Annotated in this window: 15 protein-coding genes; 6 read left to right on the top strand and 9 right to left on the bottom strand. The window is 49.9% G+C overall.

Annotated elements, in window-relative coordinates; translation table 11 throughout:
* Positions 1-83 precede the first annotated feature (83 nt).
* The gene (locus tag GLV97_RS03435; RefSeq protein WP_160889001.1) at positions 84-2,069 is read left to right on the top strand and encodes an SGNH hydrolase domain-containing protein; all 1,986 of its coding nucleotides are present in this window, start codon (positions 84-86) and stop codon (positions 2,067-2,069) included.
* A gap of 50 nt (positions 2,070-2,119) precedes the next feature.
* On the opposite strand, the gene GLV97_RS03430 is transcribed toward GLV97_RS03435, so the two are convergent.
* Positions 2,120-3,622, bottom strand: a complete 1,503-nt coding sequence (locus tag GLV97_RS03430) for a lipase family alpha/beta hydrolase (protein WP_160889000.1) — start codon at positions 3,620-3,622, stop codon at positions 2,120-2,122.
* A gap of 236 nt (positions 3,623-3,858) precedes the next feature.
* Between GLV97_RS03430 and GLV97_RS03425 the strand changes: the two genes are divergently transcribed.
* Positions 3,859-4,236: a hypothetical protein gene (locus GLV97_RS03425; RefSeq protein WP_160888999.1), complete on the top strand. Its 378-nt coding sequence runs from the start codon at positions 3,859-3,861 to the stop codon at positions 4,234-4,236.
* A gap of 62 nt (positions 4,237-4,298) precedes the next feature.
* On the opposite strand, the gene GLV97_RS03420 is transcribed toward GLV97_RS03425, so the two are convergent.
* Positions 4,299-4,646 carry a hypothetical protein gene (locus GLV97_RS03420; protein WP_160837350.1) on the bottom strand — a complete coding sequence of 116 codons (348 nt, stop codon included), beginning with the start codon at positions 4,644-4,646 and terminating at the stop codon, positions 4,299-4,301.
* Between the two features lie 98 nt (positions 4,647-4,744).
* Between GLV97_RS03420 and GLV97_RS03415 the strand changes: the two genes are divergently transcribed.
* Both GLV97_RS03415 and GLV97_RS03410 read left to right on the top strand, forming a co-directional pair.
* The gene (locus GLV97_RS03415) at positions 4,745-5,590 is read left to right on the top strand and encodes a hypothetical protein (protein ID WP_160888998.1); all 846 of its coding nucleotides are present in this window, start codon (positions 4,745-4,747) and stop codon (positions 5,588-5,590) included.
* Positions 5,590-6,288 carry an LPXTG cell wall anchor domain-containing protein gene (locus tag GLV97_RS03410; protein WP_160837346.1) on the top strand — a complete coding sequence of 233 codons (699 nt, stop codon included), beginning with the start codon at positions 5,590-5,592 and terminating at the stop codon, positions 6,286-6,288. The genes GLV97_RS03415 and GLV97_RS03410 overlap by 1 nt, the downstream gene beginning before the upstream one ends.
* 38 nt (positions 6,289-6,326) lie before the next feature.
* Here GLV97_RS03410 and GLV97_RS03405 read toward each other — a convergent pair whose 3' ends face one another.
* The gene (locus GLV97_RS03405; protein ID WP_160888997.1) at positions 6,327-7,778 is read right to left on the bottom strand and encodes a DASH family cryptochrome; all 1,452 of its coding nucleotides are present in this window, start codon (positions 7,776-7,778) and stop codon (positions 6,327-6,329) included.
* 196 nt (positions 7,779-7,974) lie between these two features.
* On the opposite strand from GLV97_RS03405, the gene GLV97_RS03400 reads away from it, so the two are divergent.
* Both GLV97_RS03400 and GLV97_RS03395 read left to right on the top strand, forming a co-directional pair.
* On the top strand, positions 7,975-8,898 hold the full coding sequence (locus GLV97_RS03400; protein WP_160888996.1) for a hypothetical protein: 924 nt from the start codon (positions 7,975-7,977) through the stop codon (positions 8,896-8,898).
* 320 nt (positions 8,899-9,218) lie between these two features.
* Entirely contained in the window at positions 9,219-9,674 is a 456-nt protein-coding gene (locus GLV97_RS03395) for a hypothetical protein (protein WP_160888995.1), read from the top strand.
* 116 nt (positions 9,675-9,790) lie between these two features.
* Here GLV97_RS03395 and GLV97_RS03390 read toward each other — a convergent pair whose 3' ends face one another.
* From GLV97_RS03390 to GLV97_RS03365, 6 genes are all read right to left on the bottom strand, one after another.
* Positions 9,791-10,417, bottom strand: coding sequence for an NUDIX hydrolase (locus GLV97_RS03390; RefSeq protein WP_160837328.1), 627 nt, complete (start codon positions 10,415-10,417; stop codon positions 9,791-9,793).
* Between the two features lie 65 nt (positions 10,418-10,482).
* Positions 10,483-12,408: an ABC transporter permease gene (locus tag GLV97_RS03385; protein ID WP_160837326.1), complete on the bottom strand. Its 1,926-nt coding sequence runs from the start codon at positions 12,406-12,408 to the stop codon at positions 10,483-10,485.
* A complete protein-coding gene (locus GLV97_RS03380) occupies positions 12,398-13,159 on the bottom strand; it encodes an ABC transporter ATP-binding protein (RefSeq protein ID WP_160837324.1) in 762 nt (253 codons plus the stop codon). The genes GLV97_RS03385 and GLV97_RS03380 overlap by 11 nt, the downstream gene beginning before the upstream one ends.
* A 570-nt stretch (positions 13,160-13,729) precedes the next feature.
* Entirely contained in the window at positions 13,730-15,019 is a 1,290-nt protein-coding gene (locus GLV97_RS03375) for a purine/pyrimidine permease (RefSeq protein WP_237418549.1), read from the bottom strand.
* A 53-nt stretch (positions 15,020-15,072) separates the two neighbouring features.
* Positions 15,073-16,107, bottom strand: coding sequence for a sensor histidine kinase (locus GLV97_RS03370; protein ID WP_160888994.1), 1,035 nt, complete (start codon positions 16,105-16,107; stop codon positions 15,073-15,075).
* Positions 16,104-16,793: a response regulator gene (locus GLV97_RS03365; RefSeq protein WP_160888993.1), complete on the bottom strand. Its 690-nt coding sequence runs from the start codon at positions 16,791-16,793 to the stop codon at positions 16,104-16,106. The genes GLV97_RS03370 and GLV97_RS03365 overlap by 4 nt, the downstream gene beginning before the upstream one ends.
* Positions 16,794-16,815: the final 22 nt, after the last annotated feature.

Here is a 16,815-nt window from a genome sequence, read left to right as displayed (position 1 = left end):
CTCCTGATAGGTTCACAGTCCTGGAGGGGTCCGATAAGCTGAAGGGATACATAGGAAGTAGAGAGAAATGGAGATGGTGATGAGTGAATGATTTAAGGACCCCTGAGAAAAGGTTCCGTCCGGAAATCGAAGGCGTGCGTGCGGTCGCCGCCTTCCTTGTGGCGGTGTATCACATATGGCTTGGGTCGGTTTCCGGCGGTGTCGATGTTTTCTTTATCGTATCCGGTTATTTGATAACGACATCCCTGCTTTCCAAAATGCTCAAGCAGGGAAATATCCATTTAGGAGAATACCTGCTCGGCCTCGGCCGCCGGCTGTTTCCGGTTGCGTTTCTTGCCGTGTTTTTCACCCTTGTCGGTTCGATCTGGATTCTTCCGCAGGCCCAGTGGAAGCAGATCATTGCTGAAGGATTCGCTTCGGTGTTTTATTTCCAGAACTGGCAGCTGGCCATCAGTTCCGTTGATTACCTGGCGCAGAACAACCAGGCGAGTCCTTTTCAGCATTTCTGGGCCTTATCTGTACAGGGACAGTTTTACATAACCTGGCCGATCGTCATCACGGCCGCTTATTTTCTGGCACAGAAAGTCTTGAAGACACCGGTCCGGAAAACGCTGCTCGGTGTGTTGATTACGTTATTTGTTCTATCTATTTCTTATTCTGTCTACAAAACCGCTGTGAACCAGCCGTGGGCGTATTTTGATACGTTTGCCCGGGCGTGGGAATTCAGTCTCGGCGGCATCGTTGCCCTGCTGCTCCCCTATGTTCAGCTGAAGAAGAGTATATCGCTCATCCTTGGGTGGGCGGGGCTGGCTGTGATTGCGCTCACGGGCATTCTGCTCCCGGTCTCCACCGTTTTCCCGGGATGGGTGGCTCTGCTGCCGGCTTCCGGGGTCATTTTTGTCATTATATCGGCTGAAAACAGCGGTGGATTCGGCGTGGACCGTCTATTAGGATCCAAGCCATTCCTGAAATTCGGAAACATTTCCTACGGGTTTTATTTGTGGCACTGGCCGCTGCTGATCTTTTATTTTGCCTGGTTCGATACAGGACAGGCGTCCATCCTCGCCGGGGCGGTCATTATTTTGACAGCGCTTGTGCTCGCCTACGTGTCGGTGACTTACATTGAAGCCCCTGTCAGGAGCTTGAGTGTGAAAACATCGAAAGTGAAAATCGGGAAAGCACTCACCGCTTTGATTGTACCTGTCCTTCTCGTAAACGGAGGCTGGACCTTTTACGTCAGTCAGATGCAGGGCAAAGCCTATGAAGCGGGGGATTATCCAGGCGCCCAGGCGGTTTTCTATAATGTAGAGGCCGATGAACTGGATCCTTATCCGTCGACCATTGAAGTGCAGGAAGAGCTCCCTGCTTTTTATGAAGACAGGGAATGCTTCATGTATACGAGTGAAGAAGGGATGAAAACTTGTTCGAAGGGGGAGACCGAGGACCCGGATTATACGGTGGCTCTTGTCGGCGGCTCCCACTCCGGTCACTGGTTCCCGGCTCTCAGTGAACTGTCTGATGATCTGAATTTGAAAATCGATCTTTACAATAAAGATGCCTGCCGATTCTCCAATGATGACTTTGATGGGCTGTTAAACGAAACGTGTATGGATTGGAATGAAAAGGTGCTTCAGGATCTCCAGGAGGACCCGCCGGACCTTGTCTTTACGACATCCACTGTCAACAGTGGAACGACCGTGCCGGACGGCTATATAGAACAGTGGAGGAAACTCGAAGGAACGACCCACATCATGGCTGTCCGTGACAACCCGCGGATGGAAGAGGATACGCCGCTTTGCATTGAGGAAAAAGGGTCGATCGAGGAATGTTCGGTTTCCAGAGACGAAGCCTTAGCTGATGTCGTCCCTTGGGAAAACACGGAAGGCATTCCGGATAACGTCACGTTTGTGGATTTGTCCGATTACTTCTGCGGGGAAGAAGTGTGTGAGCCTGTCATTGGTAATGTTATTGTATACCGTGACAAACACCACTTGAGTACAGCTTACTCCAAAACCCTTGCGCCCGCATTGAAAGAGCCTATAGAGGAAGCGCTGCAGAAACAATCCTAATAAAAGCGGCAGGAGAACATATGACGTTCTCCTGCCGCTTTTTCCTGTTGTTAAAAGTCTTCACTATAAACGCTGCCGTTGTGGTCGATGTAGACCGAAGAGATCATCGTACGGGCGAAGGGGGCTTTTTTGTAAGTCCCTTCGACTTCAATGGTCAGACTGTAGACCCCTTCTCCAAGCTTCGGAAGCTGGTAGGATCCGTCGGAGTTCTTCTTCACTCTCAGCTTCGTTTCTTTCTCCTGTCCGTTTTGATAATGGGTGATGGTCATATCTGTCTTATATTTCAGGCGGGCATCTTTGTTTTTCACTTTCAGCTCGTCCATGTTCACGGTGGCGCTGATCTTTTCGTTCAGCTCACTGTCAAAGGAGGTGTTGAGAAGGTAGGATTCTCCGCCTGGACTCCGGGCTTCCAGTCTCCATTTCCCTGCTGCGGGGTCATCGATCCGCAGGGTGTGATGGTACGACCCCTCGAGCACCTCGGTTTCGTCCTTCGCTGCCTGAAAGCCACTGTAGGTTTTTTTATCAGGGGAGACAAGCTTCAAGTCCACACCTGGACTGGAGGTGATCCAGTCGAAGGTGACGGCATCTGCTCCGGGTTCAACAATAACGGTCTCCCTTGTTCGTCCTGTATATTCGCCGCCTGAGACGTACTGGCCGGCTGCAGGATCGGTTTCTTCTGCTGCAGCGGCGGTTTCAAGCCCGAATGCCGCCAGCGGAGCGGTCTCATTCAAGTAAGGACGGAAAAGGGAGAAGGTTGAGGAACCTTCTTTAATGCCGGAGTGGTCCCATTTTCCAACCTGAAGCTCCTGAGCGTAAGGGAGGCGGGAGCTTTTCACTGTAACCGCTCCATCATTCCGGCCGTAGGAATTCAAGTACAACCCTCCCCAGTACAATGAGCTGCCGAAGCTTCCCCATTCCGTACCACCGAACGTATAAAAAGGGACCGTGCCGATCTCCCGCCTGCTGTCGGTCATGGAGCGGAAATAACTCATGTATCCGGTCTGCAGTGAATACGTGGCATCATTTTTACTGCCGATAATTCCGGCGAGCCATCCCGCCCAGCTGCTGTAGGCAAGATCTGCAAGCTGTGAGCCGTGATGAGGGGTGGAAAGCGTAATGACACGGTCCACATAGGTCGAGGCACCGTGGTGAACGAGGGCGGACTGGGCATCGATGCCTCCTTTACTGTGAGCGACGATGACGATTTTTTCACCAAAATGGTTGTACATATCAGCAATCTTTCCGGCTAACAGTTCTCCGTTGTCCCACATATTCTTGGTCGGGTACAAGTCGATAAAGGCTGTTTCGTAGCCGTTTTCAAGAGCGGTGTCATACATATCATTATCCCCGTACCACGTTTCTGAGGAGCTGTTGAGGCCGTGGATGAACAGAATGGGGCGTTTCTCTTCGGTTACAGAGCCGGGAAGGTCTCCGATATACCATTCCCCGGGGTTCCCGGATGCTCCGTCCTTAATAGAGCCGGCGTAGCTTGTAATGGGAAAAAAGAAAAGCAGGATGGCGCAGGCGAAGAAACCTTTGGTCAGTAACACCATGTACATTCTCCTTCATAATGGGATTTGAGGAGGTCGTGAGGTTGATTCCTGGCGTGTCCACCACTTCTATCGTACGAATCCTGGGAAAACTTACAAGGTGCATTCGGAACAGGTAGAAAGTCGGTGAAAAGGGGAAGGCTGCGGGTGGTAGGAGCCGGGAGGGAGAAAGAAGGCGGAAAGGTGCGATTTCCACTCCCTAAACACCAGCCGTCTTCATAGGATAGAGGAGGGGAGGAGTGGTAGAGGTGGCTGAAGATGTTTCACGCGGGAATAACCTTATTTTTATGACAGAACCGGGAGGTCAGACGGTTGAATCAGGAGCGACCGTGGATGTGACCAAAGATCTTCGAGGCGGTATTGATGTCCGCCCATTCTACTCGATCCGGGTCGCCGGCGGCAACCGGGTGGTTTCGGAGGGGCCGGTCACGTTCAAATTGATCATGAAAGTCGAAGGTGTGAATTTTCTTCTGCTGGATTCCTTCCGGGTCATCCCGGGCCAGCAGTTTACACGGGTGTTCAACGTACCGGGAACAGGATTGACGATAAAGACAGAAGCGGATGAAGGGTCGGGACTGAATGCTGTGGATGTCGTGGTGTTCGGGTATAAATTTTAACGGCAGGGATCTTCCCTGATTTTATTTTTGTTCAGTAAAAAAGCCCCGGGCTGCCGGGGCTTTCATCGTTTCTCGATCGTGTAGGTCGCCCGGTCTGTCATTAACACGAAGGCGTCCCTGCTGTAGATATACTGCGTCGTATCCTGCAGGGGGATTTCATAATAAGGTGCCGGAAGAGGCTCCATCTGCTGAGGTCCGATTTCTGCTTCGCCTTCGCCGTATAGGAACAGGGAATGCATCGGCAGGTACTCATCCAGCCGGGTGGTGTCTGTTCCATAGGCGATGTGATCGAGATGCATGACGGTGGTGTCCTCATCATTCAGCTCATGCTTCGTAATGATAATATCTGCACCGCTCCATCGCTGGAAGCGTTCGTTGAAATGTTCAATGGTTAACGGTTGTCCATCCATTCTAAGATCCCTCCTTTCTTTATCGTCTCCCAATGAAACGTGCTCTACGCTGTTAATTCGTGGACGTGACGGGAAAGGAAGGGAGAGGAGGGAGATCGATGACTGATGATGGATATGAAGGCCGTCAGCTGCTTCGGCAGGCGGTGGATATTCAAGTGAAACTGGGACAGTCGGATATCCGGCAGGAGTTGGTCCACCGGTCGGTCCCCGTTTTATGGCTCGGGCAGAAGCGGTACCGTCCGATTGTCACCATCGGGACAAATCCGACATCCCGGTACTTTTTAAACGAGCAGGCTGTTTGGCAGACGACGGCGGAGCCGTTTGGTCCGCAGAGCGCGGATCTGCTCGCATCCTTTCAAAAAGAGGCTGTTCAGCAGACAGCCGTCATCAACAAATACGAGACCTATTTCAAGGGAGGAGAAGCCTATACCCGCTGGTTCGGCAGAGCGGGCGGATCGAAGCTCGAAGGCTTTATGAATGGAATCGGCGCCTCTTTTTATGAAAGTGATCCACCCCTCATGCATGTGGATGCATTTCCTTTTCCCACGCTCCGTTTTATGGGTAAAATAAAAAGAAAAGAAGAATGGCTGCGGCTTCCTGAAGTGACGGATATGCTGGACAAGACGCTGGATTATTTACAGCCTTCCTGTATTCTGCTCCTTGGGAAAGAGCACAGGAAAAGGTTTGCCGACGTTTACCCCGTGACGTACGATTGCACACGGAAAGTGGGGAAATATCCAGCGGCGCGTTTTCATATCGGCACCCATCACGCCCTCGGTGTTCCTGTCATTGGTCTTGATTTTAAGCCGTCCGAGCCGTTCCTGGCCCTTGGCAGCCGGAGGGATGAGCTCGGTACACACCACGGACGTTATGGGACACGAGAGAGTCAGAAGGAGATTGGAGCCTATATCCAGCAGTGTTTCTGGGAAAGGGGAGAAGGATAATGAGAAAAAGGCTGGGCATGCTGCTTTTAGTCAGTCTGCTTTTCATAAGCGGTTGTGTACAGGGAGATGTGAAGCTTACCGTTAATAAGGACAAGAGTGGAGATGCCCGGGTGCAGATTGGGGTGAATGAGGAAGAGGCGGGTTTGTTCATGGACCGGATGCAGGGCGTGATTGATGAAGCGGAGCAGGACCTGGAATCCCGCGGCTATCAAGTGGACCCCTACGAGGAAGACGGCTATGTCGGGTTTACAGCCGGAAAGGCGTTTGACAATGTTGAGGAGATCCAGGTTCCGGATCAGCTGGAACAGCCGGCAGCCGCTGGAATCGGGGATGTGATGGAAGGTCTTCCTGTAGAATGGTCGGAGGAGCCCGGGTGGTTTACGACTACATATCAGGTCGAAGCTGAAATGGATCTTAAAAACAGCGGGATCATGGGTGGTATGCAGCAGATGGTTTCGGACCAGCTGGATTTGACATTCACCCTTGACCTTCCGATCGCCCCGGAAGACCACAACGCCGACCGGGTGGATGGAAATGAGCTGCAGTGGGATATTCAGACCGCCGGTACGACGAACATGATGGTGGAAATCGCTGTGCCGAACATCCGGAACATCATCATAACCGCTGTCGCAGCTCTCCTGATCATCGGAGCTGTCCTCTTTTATATGCGGAAGAAACGGAAAACGAAACAGAATTGAGAAAAAGCCGCTGACAGGAAGGTGTCAGCGGCTTTTCTCTATTTTGACGCTTCTTCAAAAGCGGTCTTCATCTCCCGCATCGATTCGTATAAGTCAATGATCGGAAACGGGTAGTCCTCTCCGAGATGAACCCCATACTGCTCCTGCTCAATCATCCCCATTTCCCTAGGCTTAAAGATCCAGGGTACAGGCAGTTCGCGGAGCTCTGGAAGCCAACAGCGCAGGTAATCACCATCAGGATCATAATCCTCTGCCTGTTTTTCCACGTTAAAGGCCCGGAAGGAAACAGCATCATTTCCGACTCCGGCCGTATACAGCCAGTTGCCGTAGTTGCTGCTTACATCATAATCGACGAGCTGGGATTCAAACCAGGCGGCCCCGATCCGCCAGTCCAGCCCCAGGTTTTTCGTGAAAAAGCTGGCCACGTTCTGACGCGCCCGGTTGGACATGAACCCGGTCTGTTTTAACTCACGCATGCCTGCATCGACGAGCGGATAACCAGTGCGTCCATCCATCCACGCCTGCAGGTGTTCATCGCTTGTTTTCCAGGGGATCTCCAAGCCAGTCAGCCCCGTTTTGTAAAAAAAGCGGTCCCCGTATTTTCGGTGAACGAGGTGGAAGTAGTCCCGCCACAGCAGTTCGAAATAAAGCATGTAGGTCGATTCGTTCTTCGTATAGGCTCTCTCATAGTGCTGGATCTGTTCATACACGACGCGCGGGGACAGATTGCCGTTGGCCAGGTAAGGAGAAAATTTGGAGGAATCGTCCTCCAACAGCATCCCGTTTCTCGTTTCCTTATAAATACGGAGGCGGTCCTTGGTGAAGATGTAATCGCGGAGCCGTCGTTTAGCCGCTGTCGATCCTCCGCGGTAACGAGCTTCTTCCCGTTGTACCTCCCGGCCTGAGACAGCTGCGCCCCGAATCTTTCCTTCCTCCAGCTTGTTTGGAAGCTCCGCTTTTACAGCCGTTTGAGGTGGAGCGAGTGCTTGAGGAGGCATCATGCCAATTTTTTCGATCCTTTTTCTAAACTGGGAAAACGTATCCGGGACGTCCTTGATGGAAAACGGCAGGTCTTCCGGGGGAAACAGATTATGTCCGTGATCAACGTAAAAAGGTACGCCGGGAAGAGCCTTTCGAACTCCTCTTTCGGTCTGCTGCTCTTCCGTGGCGATTTCTTCATGAAGGTACACACCGTTAATAGTCAAATAATCGGAGAGCTCGAGGAAAGCATCTACCGGGTCCTTGTACCTAATCACAAGCGGGACATTCAGCTCAGCGAGATTCGTCCGCAGGTCTTCCAGACTCTCCTGGATAAATTGTGCCCGGTGTCTCCCGGTTTTTTTAAAACCATAGGAAAGATCCCTGTATTCATAAGGATCGAAAATATAAAGCGCGATGACTGGATACCCTGCCATAACAGCCCTCGTCAGCGGTTTATGGTCGTGAACCCGGAGGTCGTTCCGGAACCAGACAATCGAATAGGTGCTCATGCTCATTCTCTCCCTTTTTTCTCCTAGTGTACCCTGTGCAGAAGGGATCCTCACACTTTTAATCGGCTGGATGTGTCCTTATTCGACAACATCGGGTATAGTTAAAATAGACCACTCAACGGGAGAGTACATCATCCATATTTTTGATGTGTCCAGCCTGGGAAGGTGGCAGACACACGATAGAGGAGAGGAAGAAATGGAGCGTTTTCGTAAAAAATGGATGCAGAAGTCTGCGGTAATTTTGACGGCGTTCACTTTGTTCACGGCAGGAGTATCGGCTGCAGTTCCTCAAGAGGTTGAGGCGAAGAGCTGGAAACAGAATCTTGACGCAGAGGAATGGAAGTACAGCGATCCGATTATGTCTACCGTTTATAAGGATAGGAGAAAGGAATCGAAGGGCACGGATTCGTTTCATGAGGCAGAATCCTCGATTGAAACGATGACCAAGGCGGACATTATGGATCATTATCTGGATCGAAACAACCGGCGGGTTACGCCTTATACATTGATCAGGGTGGTCGATGCTGTGTTCAGTATTGATCTTCAAGCCATTTCCGACCTTGGAGCTGGAAAGCAGGCAGGCACGTATTCAGACCATGTCCTTGAACGCGTCCGGGAGGCTTCTCCTAAACCGTTGAGTGATGAAGAAATCGGTCAATTTTCCAAAGTCCGCGTCATGGAACTGTACTGGTCGTCCTTCAAAAAACGCCTGACCGCTGAAGAACGGTATACAATGATCAATGAAATTTTTGGAGTGAACTTAGTAGGAATCGCAGGACTGGAAGGATCAGGTGTAGCCCTTTTCTCAAAAAATCAGTGGATTTCCCAGTATGACACGGACTTATTCATTGTAGAGACCGGCAGTGATGACGTTGATGTATGGATATATCCGACAGAGTACTTCAAGCAGCAGACGGGACTTGAAGAAAATCCGGAAGAATTGAACAATCGTTTGACCAAGCTGGGATTCTCCTACAGCGAAGAAAAAGACGCTTTTTATTATGCTGATCCGAACGGTGAATCGGTTCCGGATGCTTTTAAAGGACAGACGCTGGGAACCATCATCGGATTCATACAGGAAAATTATAAGAATCTCTTAGTAATTGGAGACGCTGCGTAAGTTGCAGCGTTTTTATATTTCAGCTGCTCCAGGCTCCATAATTTTTGCTGTTCTGGATCATCAACGTTAAGGATGATGGGGCCGTCCCCGTTGGTGTTTCATAGAGGGCTTTTCCGGTCAATGCTTTCAGTGGCACACTCTGCCTTTTTTCATCGGTGCGCAGACGTTTAATTTCCTTCCACCTCTCTTCTTCCGTCCTATCATCGCCTCCAGTTCCTATAGGATTACAGGAAATTCCAATATCTATTTATCTGTTTATATTATGGTAAAAATAAGAAGTTGAATGTTATCCTGATTATGGAAAAGGAGGATGGACATGTATGAAACGTTTGATTCCCTGGCTGGTTCCTCTGATACTTGTTCTTATGATCTACGGCATCCAGTTCACGCTTGAATATAGTTCTTATCACGTTCCGTTTGGTGTAGGGATGGAGGGGGAGACCGTTGAAAAATATAATTGGAGGGGAAAGGTCGTGGAAACAGCCCCTCTTCCAGCTGAGAATGTATCCCACAACGGCACGCTTTTTGTAGAAAAGGAATTGAAAAAGATGTTTGGGCTCCTCATTTCAATCATCGCAGCCTTTCCTTTCATCCTGCTTACGGAGGGTGTTTATAAACGTCTTGGTATTAAAAGTACCGGAATGTTATCAAAGAGGTGGGGGAATATAGTGAAATGGGGATCGATCACCTTTCTATTCATTCTACTGGTTTTTATTCTCTTCATGTTCCGGGAGTCAGTAGAAGAAGGCCGGTCCTTTTTTGATGCTTTACCGTAATACGTCAGGCCCGTGAAATCAGCTTGTAAATCACAACGTATATGGCAGAAGAAATACATAGAAAGCCTGTCCCGTGCTCAAACCTTAAGCACGGGACAGGCTTTTTTCTTTTGAATTTACTGTTCCTTTTTCAATACGTCGACAAAGTGGGCAAGGATCCTTGCGGTCATCCCCCAGATCACTTTATCTCCATATTGATAAAAATATTCTTCCATCTGACGGGTGCGCCAGTTGTAGTTTTCGCCGCCCGGGATGAGCTCGTAAGGAAAGTTTTCCGCCGGCTGGGCTTCAAAATGGACGTAATGGATGTCCGGTTCCTGGTCCATAAAGAAGGAAAGCGGAACGGTAAACAGCTCCTTCACTTCATCCGGATTTCTTTCAAATGCACTTTCGTCGGTATTCAAGTATCCTGCAAAAGCATAGACGATCATTCCGAAAGGGGAGACGAGATAGTCGAGCGGATAGATGTCGGACAGCTGTCCGCGTCCGATGCCGAGCTCTTCCTCCGTTTCCCGGATAGCGGCTTGACGTGCTGAAGGATCATCCGGATCGATTTTCCCGCCGGGGAAACAGATTTCCCCGGGCTGACGTCTTAGTGTATTGGCACGCACCTCGAACAGAACGTGGATGTCTCCATCCTTTTCCAGGAGCGGCAGAAGGACAGAGAATTTACGGAACTGCTCGTGACCAAGCACAGAAGGCTGGTGTTGTTTCATTTGTTCGAGTATATGTTTCGAATTCATAGTTTCACCTCATGCCTTTACTATACCAGACCGTCCCTGCTGGGAGGAAAAGAGCCGCTCGACAATTACAGCGCTTCTTTGATCACCCTTTTGTAGTAAAAGACAGAAAGAAGACCGAAGATGGAGTAAAGAGCAGTATAGACTCCCATGACCATGAGCATCGGTGTCCAGATTTCATTACCGAAGAAGAACCATCCGGACTTCACGGCGAAGTAGCTGTGCAGCAGGCCGATCAGGAGTGGTACCCCGAAGTTGAAAAGCTGTTTGCCCTGAATGCCGCGCAGAAGGTCGCCCCTTGTAAAGCCGAGCTTCCGCAGTACCGTATAGCTTTCCTTCTCGTCTTCTCCTTCATCCATCTGTTTGAAGTAGAGGATGCAGCCGGAGGTGATAAGGAAGGTGAGCCCTAAAAAGGCCACGATGAACATGACGGCACCCATGTTCTGTTTCTGGGAGGTTTCCACGTACCATTGGGACCGGTGTTCGAAACTTTCAGTTAAACCGGCCTCCTCAAACAATTGAAAAGCCGCTTCGTTCCTGCTGTCATCCTCCAGGTTGATCCCGGTGTAGATCGAAGGTTCCAGTTGTTCTTTCATGTCCATAAACTGCTCTTCGGACACGACGCCGATCGGCAGACCGCCGGCGGTATAATAGGAGGAAATCACATAGTCTTCCCGCAGTCCTTGATAGGAAAGATCCACGGAGTCATTCTCAGACAGCCATTCCACTTTCCCATCGCCTTTTAACGAAATGTAGGACTGCATAATATCGTTGTAGCCGGTCATGATCATGCTTTCTCTATCCAAGTCGAGCTCCGGCACGGCGGTTTCACTGATGATAGGAATGGTCGTATTTTCTACATTGAAATTCATATCCTCGAGGTCTACATCCAGAATGTCCTCCACATTGAACTTCGCCTGCAGCACCTCCACCTGTCTGTAGGAATGCTCGAAGCCTTCTTCCTCCAGTGTATCGGAAAAGGCCATCGCTTTTTCTTCATTGGTAATAGCAAAATCATCAGGAGCATTGTTTTCCGCCAGGCTCTCGGCTGAGTACAGGGAAATGTAGCTCAGCGCCAGCAGTGCTATAGAAAGGGCGGAAACGGTCGTAATTACGGTGAGCAGGAAGGCATTGGATTTCATCCGGAACATCATCGAAGAGAGCGAGAGCACTTCGTTGATGTTCATATAGCCGGCTTTTCGTTTTCTGAGCAGGTTGCTGACAAAACGGACAGAACCTTTGTAGAAAAAATATGTTCCGATGATCGTGGACGCCAGGATGAACGTCATTGCGGCAAACAGCCCGTTGATTGATGTAATCTCTCCTTCAAACAGCTGGGTGGATACGTAATAACCCATGGCAATCATGACAATGCCGAGCACTCCCATGATGTGTTCCCACAGGGAGAGTTTCTTCACCTTTCCCTGGGTGCTTGAGGTGACACGGAAGAGGGAGAGGATCGACTGTTTCCGGATGAAAATGTACATCGTCCCCATGATCAGCAGGAAAATGCCGGCAAATACGATCAGTGTCTGGAAGAGGGCCGCCATGGAAAAGTGCAGGTCAGCCACTTCATCGACGTTCACAATCTTGAAAAAGCCCATAAGGATCAGTTTGGATACGGCAAATCCGATGAAAATGCCGACGGCCATCGATCCGAAATAGATGATCAGGTTTTCAATGGTCAACAGGCGGAAAATCCGGTTCTTCGTCATGCCGATCAGCTGGAATAAGCCGATTTCCTTACTGCGGCGCTTCACAAATAAAGCATTGGCATAAAGCAGAAAAACAGCCACGATGGCAATCAATAGAACCGAAGCGACCATCAATCCTGCGCTTCCCTTTACAGATCCGTCCTGACTCATAGCCGGGTCGTACTGCAGGGTCACAAAGGAAAAGTAAAGGGCGACGGAAAAGACGAGGGCGAAAACGTATAAATAGTAGTTCTTGAGATTCTTTTTCAAGTTACGCAGAATGAGCTGATTAATGCTCATAGCTCACACCACCCAATACACCCTGGGTTTTCATGATGTCCTTCAGGAACGTCTCCCGTGACTGGCCGCCTTTATTCAACTGGGTATACATCTGCCCATCACGGATGAAGATGACGCGGCTGCTGTAGCTCGCAGCTACCGGGTCGTGCGTGACCATCGCTATGGTGGCTTCCCGTGTTTCATTCAAGCCGCTCAATTTGCCCAGCAGATCGGATGCGGACTTGGAGTCCAATGCCCCTGTCGGCTCATCGGCAAAAATGATATTCGGTTCATGGATGAAGGCCCGGGCCGCTGAAGTCCGCTGTTTCTGTCCTCCTGAAATCTCGTTCGGGTACTTGTTTTGGACATCCGTAATGCCAAGTTCCTCGGCAAGAGCGTTGAATTTCCGCTGTGCCTCTTTGCGGTCCGTTTTGGAAATGGAAAGGGGAAGGAGAATGTTTTCCTTCACGGTCAGCGTATCCAGCAGGTTATATTCCTGAAAAATGAAACCGAGGTGGTGCTTCCTGAACTCCGCCAGCTGTTTATCCTTCTGCCTGGTAATTTCCTGACCGTTAATGGTAATCGACCCGTGGCTGACCCGGTCAATAGAAGAGAGGACGTTCAACAGCGTCGTTTTGCCTGATCCGGATGCCCCCATGATGGCGACGAACTCTCCTTTATCAATCGTGACATCAATTCCCTCCAGCACGTGCTGCTTCATAAATTTGTTTCCATAGCTCTTATGGATTTTTCTTGCTTCTAATAAACTCATCGTTTGACCTCCTTTGCTATCTGACTTTATTGTACGTGGGTCTGGAACGTGTTTCCTTCGATTCAGCTAACAAAATCGGAGGTGGAAGTGACACTTTTGTCACATGGCTTTCATTTAATAAGAGCTCTCGCGATAGGTTTTGAACAAGCAGACCAGGGTTCACCTTAGAAGCTTAAATAAGGTTCAAGTCACGTTCGTACGTCGATTTTGGAGGTGCAGAATAACTCAGGGTTTTACATGAGTGGTCCTTTTGTTTCGTTAAAAGGTACCCCTGGGGTTATGAACAAAGTCTATAATCCCAATGATACCTGCTGTAATGAGTAATAGAGCCAAAGTGATAAAAATCATCCGGGTGATTTTGTACGACCATTGTTCCGATTTGAAATCTCTTATCCCTTGTAAAGGGAAAAAGAGTAAACACAACCCGGACAACAGTGTGAAAATAAACATGAACGATCCGCTCCCTATTCATATGACTGCTATTCCATACGATGCGGCTCTTTTATACGTTTCACGAGGAGGAGGATCCATAAAAAAGTATCCTTCTACCATCAGGCAGAAGGATAGCGGTTAGTTCTTAGGACGCCACAGCTGCTCCATGGCAATGACAAGGGCGGTACCGACGAGCAGGCCGTTGCTCATTAAATTCTGCACAAGGGCCGGCATCGCAGAAAATACTTCCGCCGGCAGAAACATCGTCCCCATCCCGAAGAGATAGGCAATGCCGACGATGGTGATCTTTCTTGAGTCCAAAGGTTCGAGTGTAAAGTTGTTGATGGCAATCCCGACAAGCTGTACAAATGTCGCCATAAGCGCCGCGTTGGCAACAGAGGAGGGGATGCTTGAAATCACCCGTGTCACCGGTGGGAAAAAGGCTGTGAAAAGCAGCAGAACCGCAGCGTAGATGAACGGATTCTTTCGTTTCTGGCCGGTAATGGCAATGAATCCTGCTGACGTAGCCCCCGGCACGTTGGCGACGGTTGCCATGCCGCCGGCCATCATCGTGTTCAATCCGGAAAACATTGTTCCTTTGTCCACCTGCAGGCCCTGATTTTCTTTCCCTTCCCCCAGGGTCTGTTTCACCGCTGTAATGGAAGCGACGATATTGGAAATGGAAATGACCGCTGTGATGAACGCCATCGGCAGCAGGCTCCAATCCAGTGTCGGAGCGCCGAAAGCAAAGAGTTCGGGAAGTGAAAACAAAGGCATCTCCGCTTCCGCCTTCTGCCCGCCGAGAATCAGGCGGTGAATGACCCAGCCGATCACAATACCGATGAAAACGGCATAGCTGCTCAGCCATCCTCTGGCAAATGTCGATAACCCGAGCACAATAAAAAACGTCAGAAACGCAATGACCGCGGTCGTTCCCTGAATGGTTCCGCTGCCGCTTTGAATTCCGAGCATCCCTTTCAGCAGCGTTCCACTCAGCTGTACAGTTAAGAACAGGAAAAATGCCCCTGTCACAAGAGGGGTGAAGATCGGCAGGATTTTCTGAGACACCTTAAATGCCCCGAACAGAAACAAAAATCCACCTGTCATGAGCATCGTCATTTCCAAAGCCTGGAGCGTTCCTGTATAACTGCCCCCTGTTTCTGCACCGGTCATCGCCATGACGGTAAAGACACTGACCCAGATGCCTGCGGGAATTTCCATGATCGGTAACCGGTGCCCGAACATACCTTGAAGCATGGAAGCGATCCCAACGGTAAAGAAGGTCCGCTGGATCAATCCGGCGGTTTCTATGTAGTCTAATTGATAAATCGATCCGATCACAATCGGCAGCGCAACCGCATTGGCAAGCATGAAGACGAACCATTGGATGGTTTCAAGCAGGCTGGCTGCCGGACTGGTGTAATTCAATGTGTAAACACTCCTTCAAATGAAAACGTCTGGAAAGAATCTCTATGAGTGTATCACGTTGCGCCATGAAGTGGGGGACGGTCCCGACTGTGTCTGATTTTAGTGAACGTGTTCGGTTCCGGAAACCAGAGCGTGAACATGGACCCTTGGCCGGGCTGCGATTGAACATCCAGTTCGATGTTCAAAGGTCGGCGGATGCGGTCAACGAGATAAAGGCCCATTCCTGACGCTGATTCATTGCCATGATCGGTCGTTGACGTGAACCCTTTTTCAAAAATGCGCGGAATGTCCTGCGGTGCTATCCCTCTGCCATGATCAGCAAACGTAAGAAAAGACCGTCCATTTTTTCTGCCGCTTGTCACCATAATGTCGGAGGAATGACTGTACTTAACGGCGTTTGATAACAGCTGGCGGACGATGAAGGACAGCCACTTTGCATCGGTCAGTACAGATGGCTGAGGGAGATCAACGTCAAAGCCGATGCCCTTCTGCATGCACCACGACCTCAATGTTTTAATTTCGCTGAACAATAAAGGCTCAAGTGCGGTTTCCTCTATGTATAAGTCGTTTTCAATAAAAGGGATCCGCTTCCGGTGGAGCTGCTGATCGAGGAGGAGGTGGATGCGCATCCATTCATACGTCAGCCGCGAGCGCAGCGGATAGTCCTCAATCCCCTCAATCATCAGCTTCATGGCTGTCATGGGGGTTTTCACTTCATGAATCCAGCCAAGCAGGTCGTCTTTCTCCTCCTCCAGAAGATCTTGATGGTAGGCGGCCACGGCTTTAAACCGTTCCAGCTGCTCCCGGACGCCGGCTTCAATGATGGACTCCAAAGGGCTTTCAGCTTCAGGAAAAGTACTCAGGTCAAGATCGTTGTCCCGCTCTTTCAACTGCTTATAAAAACGGGTTTCTTTCGGGAAGCGGAGGATAAGAAACAGGACGAAAATGATCAGGGATAAAAACACGTAATAAATGACAGCACGGAACGGAATCGATGGGTCGAGATACGCAACGAGAAGGGCAAGAAACTGCAGAAATCCAAACAGCAGCATCCAGCTCAGCCGTTCACGCAGATAGGTGAAGATCATGAGCCGGCTCCGTCTCTTGCGACATATCCCTGACCGACTTTCGTTTCGATGACCTGTTCCAGACCTATTTCGTTCAGTCGTCTGCGCAGCCGGTTTACATTGACAGTTAATGTATTGTCACTTACGAAGCGTTCATCCTCCCATAGTTTTTGGATGATTTCTTCACGGGTGACCACCTTGTTCTTTTTCTCCAGCAGCTGTTTTAAGATGAAGCTTTCGTTTTTCGTTAAATCAATCGACGTATCGTTCACCGTTACGCGGCCCCTCTCAAAATCCACCGTTGCTCCGAACCATATCTGCAAGTCAGAGGCGTCGGAATTATAATTGTACACGCGCCGGAGGATCGCCTGGATTTTAGCGATCAATACTTCGAAGTGGAACGGTTTTTGTACGAAATCATCCGCTCCAAGGTTCATCGACATGACCATATCCGTCGGGTGGTCCCTGGAGGAAAGGAAGATGATCGGGACATTGGAATGCTCCCGGATCATCCGGCACCAGTGGAAGCCATCGAACTTCGGCAGCTGGATATCGATGATCACCAGCTGAGGTTCAACCGCCGTGAACCGCTCCATCACCCGGCCGAAATCCTGCACACCGTGAACCTCATATGACCATTGGGACAGCCTTTCCTGCATTTCCTGAAACAATGTCCGGTCATCTTCAATCAACAGCACATCAAACACAATGACACCCCATTTTTCCGTT

The organism is Halobacillus litoralis (genome assembly GCF_009856355.1).
Lineage (GTDB): Bacteria > Bacillota > Bacilli > Bacillales > Halobacillaceae > Halobacillus > Halobacillus litoralis_B.
Note: the sequence above shows the minus strand (reverse complement) of the source record. Positions and strands in the feature narration are given on the sequence as shown.